The organism is Bradyrhizobium sp. Ken01, assembly GCF_055807355.1.
The window spans coordinates 1-4,500 of sequence record NZ_JBVVPC010000111.1; the positions used below are offsets into that span (position 1 = coordinate 1).

The window sequence follows — 4,500 nt, forward strand, 5'->3', positions numbered from 1 at the left end:
TGAGCACGGGGCCGCTATCGCTGCCTACTGGGGCCAGAAGAAAGTTATCTCCCACCTGTAAAAAGCTGGTCGAGCCAAATGACTCAATGAAATTTGAGTTTCCAGCTGCGTTCGCTGGTAAGGCGTACTTTTGTAGCACCGACATTTGGGGTTTATCGCTGCCCAGTATCGGCTCGACCGAATACATATAGGACCCCCACCACGCGCCAGCCGCCCAGTAAGTCCCGCCTTCCCATGCATCGGTGTGCTGTTGCATGTACGCGAGCATATTGTCCAGCGCTGCTAGGCTCGTCGCGTCTGAAGCAACGCCAAATTCTCCGAGGAATAACTTATTCCCGGTAACTTCAGCCCACGTTGTGATTGCCTGCAGTCGATCTACACCGATCGTGGTCGACACTACGTCGCTGTGCGTTCCCGACCCATCTGAATCCAAGTATTGATGAACTTCAAATGCGAAGTTGTTATTTGGATCGACCACGCCCGAACCGACTATCGCGGCATTGCCGGAACTGACCCAGTTGGAGGCGCTGTCCCAAGATGTGCCCGGTACAAGAATTTGTTGGGACGTCGCTCCCGCTCCGCGAATAGCAGCAATGGCCGCGTTGACCGAGCCGATCCATTGCGCCGCTGGGATATCATTCGGTTCGTTCATAAGCCCGAACAGCACATCCTGGTTTGAGGCGAAGTGTCCAGCGACCTTTCCCCAAAAGTCGGCGAACGCCGAATTCGGTAACGCGGCGCTCCCGATCTGCGCGCCATAAGCGTAACCATAGTCGTGGGGATCAAGCACGACTTTCATGCCCTTGGAATTCGCGTAATTCACGACGTCATCGATGTAGCTGAGCTCGGATGCGCTGAGTGCTCCGTCCATCGTGGGCTGTACTCGCTCCCATAGGAATGGAAGTCGAATGACCGAGTCACCTTTGGAGGCGAAGTAGTCGATTTCCCCGTGCGTCGGGTACGTGTAGTCGTAATTGACGCCCCGTGTGCCGTTAGCGCCAAATTCGGCACCCGACAAATTCACGCCAAAAAGCTGAAACTGCGACATGTGACCTGCATTGCTCGATTGGATTTATGAGCAGTGTCAGGGACCCGAGTTAAAGACGGGTATTATCAACACTAAAATGCTTCGAATACTTCCCTAATTAAGCGTTCCAAGGGAAGGAACAGGCGACGACGAGAGTTGAGGACGCCTATCAAAAATGGAGTGGTAACGACACCCTTCCTGCCAATCGATAAGAACATCAGTTCGAAGGCGCTTCGCCTATCAAGTATCCGGTATGTAGGCACCTAAGCCATCGAGAGGCTTATCGATCGACCTCAGTGCCGCACCAACGAACTTAACGCGCTGGAGACATGGCATAGCTTTGACTGCAGCGACGCCTCGTGCAAATCCGATTGCAAATGCGGCCCCTGCGAGACCGACCATTACCCCCTCGCGCCCACCTAACCACCGCCTAACGTCTTGTAGACTGCGCCAAGCGAACAAGCGTTTATTGCTTTTGGCGTTACGAATCCAAGTCTCGTACGTACCGCTCCAGCCGATTGCATTGATTGCCGCGGCTCCTCTTCCAAGGCCAAAGTTCAAAACAAGAAGGTGCCGTCTGGTCATGCGTTCGGCCGATATACGGTGCGATAATTTGCATTGAGGCAGGTACCATAACTTATATCCTCGCCCCCGAACTCGCTGGACCATCTCAACATCCCCGCCGGACACTAGACTACTACCCGTACGGTCCTCGACCAGAGGCCTGTCCACCCACCCACTCGCTTCCAACGCTTGCCTTTGAAGTACCATTCCTGCGCCGGCCAAGTTGTCGATTTCGCGTGTCTCAGCGCCGTAATCTTGTTCTGCAAAGCACCAGCCAAACTGTTCGAGATAGTCAGGACGGGGCGAACTCCATTCAATAATAATCCTCCCTCCGAACCCGCCGGCCTCGGCGTGCGCCGCTATGGCTTCCGCTAGGGAGTGAATCCAATCAGGCGCAAGCAAATTGTCGTCGTCGACAAATGCGATCCAGGATCCGTTCGTTTCTCGAACACCTCGCCGACGGGCCGCCGTTAATCCCGCTTTCAGCTCGACCACCCTTCGAAGGCCAGGGATACCGCCTCCAATGCGCCAGGCCTCCACGACGCCCGCCGTATCGTCTGTACTGCCGTTGTCGACAACGAGGACCGACCAAAGCAAGCGATCGCTTCCTCGCTGAGTCGCCAAGGCGGCTAGGGCTCGGTCGAGTTCGGATGCTCGATTATAGGTACAAATGATCACGTCGAGTGTAGTCATGGCTGTCCCGTATAGCTTCTGTCCGGCTCCATTCCAGGTGAAAAACCGGTTTGATTATGAATCGCATACTCACATTGGCTCCGGAGGGGCGTGCAGCCGAACCAACGAACTTTGCTTGGCAAAGTCCCCGACTCGCTCTGTGGATTGCGAGCTTGAGGTGGCACGATTCATCCGCTAATCTAGCGTTAACCAAACTCGTTTAACCCTAGCTTGGTGGACCGCGTCCCGATTACCACACAAACCGGTTCGCCATGGTCAAGCCTCTCTTCATTCTGGTCCTTATTGGTGCCGCGCTCTGCGGATGCGCATCGGAGTCTGCTGTAAAGCGCCCGTCATTGGCCTGGGACGGTCTGGGCGCTGATCCGAACGCCTCAGCAACCAAGCGGCAGGTAAAACATACCAGCTTGGCCAAGCTCGATCCAAATTCCGAGCGTGAAAAGGTGTTGACGACCCTTCGTCCATACTCTGAAGCCTGGTGGGCAGTACACGACGAAATTGAAGGGGAACTCGATCGCCAGATGACAATCAAGCTGGTGATCTGCGATGGCTGCAGCCGCTAAGATTCTCAGAATCACTTTTTCTGCGCGGGCTAGTTACTGACCTTCAGTCGGATGCGTCGGCGCGCCTTGTGCAACACGCGCCCGAGCAGTCTGAGCACCCTAACCTGCAAACAGATTAAAAGGCCGGAGCTTTCGGTCAGCCGAGAGCTGAACGCGCCACGGGGAGTCACGAACGCACCTGATGTAAAGTCGGCATTGCGGTAACCCGGATGTAACTCGGTATATGGTCCAAGAAAGAACCATAAGCGCCATCTCTGAAACGAAACATCGCCTCAAATGGGCCCTGTTCGCTGAACAACGTCCGCCGGGAGATTCGAACATCTTCCTGATTATCCTACATGCTGCTCATCGAATATTGGTGCGCATTGTTTTGGCCTTTGCCTCGGAGGGAATGAGCGATGACTGCACTCAATTTGTCCGGCTACACGCTAACGTTCGACGATGAGTTTAACAGTCGGAGCATTTCGCAGACGGGTGCCGGAACGACCTGGGCCGATATCCGGCCTGAGTGGCGCTATGACGCCAACTCGGACATCGGCTTTGGAAGCTCTTCATTTCTCGACCCAGCTTCCGGATATGACCCATTCAGCGTTCAGAATGGAGCCCTTTCAATCACCGCAGTGCCCGACCGAACTCCGTCTGGCTACCCGGGAGCTTGGGAGTCTGGCCTGATCAACACGAAGAGCACGTTCTCGCAAACTTATGGGTACTTCGAGGTTCGCGCAGATTATTCTAATCTCGTAGGAGCCTGGGACGCATTTTGGTTGCTGCCAGAAAACCAAATTCCAGACCCCAATAAAGCCGGACATTGGCAAGAGCTGGATATAGTCGAGCACTACGGCAGTAACGACAGGGGCGTTTACAGCACGATCCATACGACGGATGCCGCTCCTAACTTGAACTGGCAGGCCAATCTTCAGGTCTATAGCGAGCTCGCTCAGCCGAGCGGTTATCACACATATGGGGTGGATTGGGAAAAGGATACGATCAGCTTCTATGTCGACGGGCAGCTCGTGGGGGCGAAGCCAACGCCAAGCGACATGCACGCGCCCATGTATCTTTTAGCCGATCTCGCCACGCAGACGAGCCCGAGCAATAACGCGGACGCAGCGCATGTGCCGATCACGTCGTACATAGACTATATCCGCGCCTACTCCTCTGCCGGGAGCTCATCTACAGGCAATCCATCCCCGACGACCACAATCGGCAGTGGATCTGATCAATTGAAGTTGTCGATCAGCGAGGACGCCTTCAACGGTGACGCGCAGTACACTGTCTCAGTGGATGGCTCGCAGATCGGCGGCATCCAAACGGCTCACGCCGTTCACTCTTCGGGCCAGTCGGGTCTGCTTCTAGTCCAGGGCAATTGGGGGAGTGGATCCCACGACGTGGCCGTCAACTTCCTGAACGATGCCTACAATCCCGGCGTCGGTGACAGGAATTTGTACATTGATGGTGCAAGCTATAATGGCACAACCATCGCCGACGCCCCGCACGCGCTGATGTCGAGCGGGGCATTTCATTTCACGGTCGCCGGGACCGGTACTACTGGACAGGTTGCGAAAACAATCGACGCTTCTGGCTCGACCAGCTTTTTACAGGTGGGAGATAACTTTCTTCTGGCCCCAGTAGGCAGCGATAGCGGCCCCGTGCTCA

4 protein-coding genes are annotated in these 4,500 nt (G+C 55.3%); 2 read left to right on the forward strand and 2 right to left on the reverse strand.

The window, feature by feature from the left end; translation table 11 throughout:
* Together AC0L3S_RS38785 and AC0L3S_RS38790 are read right to left on the reverse strand one after the other, a co-directional pair.
* Window positions 1-1,048 (reverse strand): glycoside hydrolase family 5 protein (locus AC0L3S_RS38785; protein ID WP_473285191.1); only part of this gene is annotated, 1,048 nt, incomplete at its 3' end.
* Between the two features lie 219 nt (window positions 1,049-1,267).
* Window positions 1,268-2,284, reverse strand: coding sequence for a glycosyltransferase (locus AC0L3S_RS38790; protein WP_473285194.1), 1,017 nt, complete (start codon window positions 2,282-2,284; stop codon window positions 1,268-1,270).
* Between the two features lie 251 nt (window positions 2,285-2,535).
* Between AC0L3S_RS38790 and AC0L3S_RS38795 the strand changes: the two genes are divergently transcribed.
* Both AC0L3S_RS38795 and AC0L3S_RS38800 read left to right on the forward strand, forming a co-directional pair.
* Window positions 2,536-2,844 carry a hypothetical protein gene (locus tag AC0L3S_RS38795; RefSeq protein WP_473285196.1) on the forward strand — a complete coding sequence of 103 codons (309 nt, stop codon included), beginning with the start codon at window positions 2,536-2,538 and terminating at the stop codon, window positions 2,842-2,844.
* A gap of 398 nt (window positions 2,845-3,242) precedes the next feature.
* The coding region (locus AC0L3S_RS38800; protein ID WP_473285198.1) for a family 16 glycosylhydrolase at window positions 3,243-4,500 on the forward strand (1,258 nt) is incomplete at its 3' end.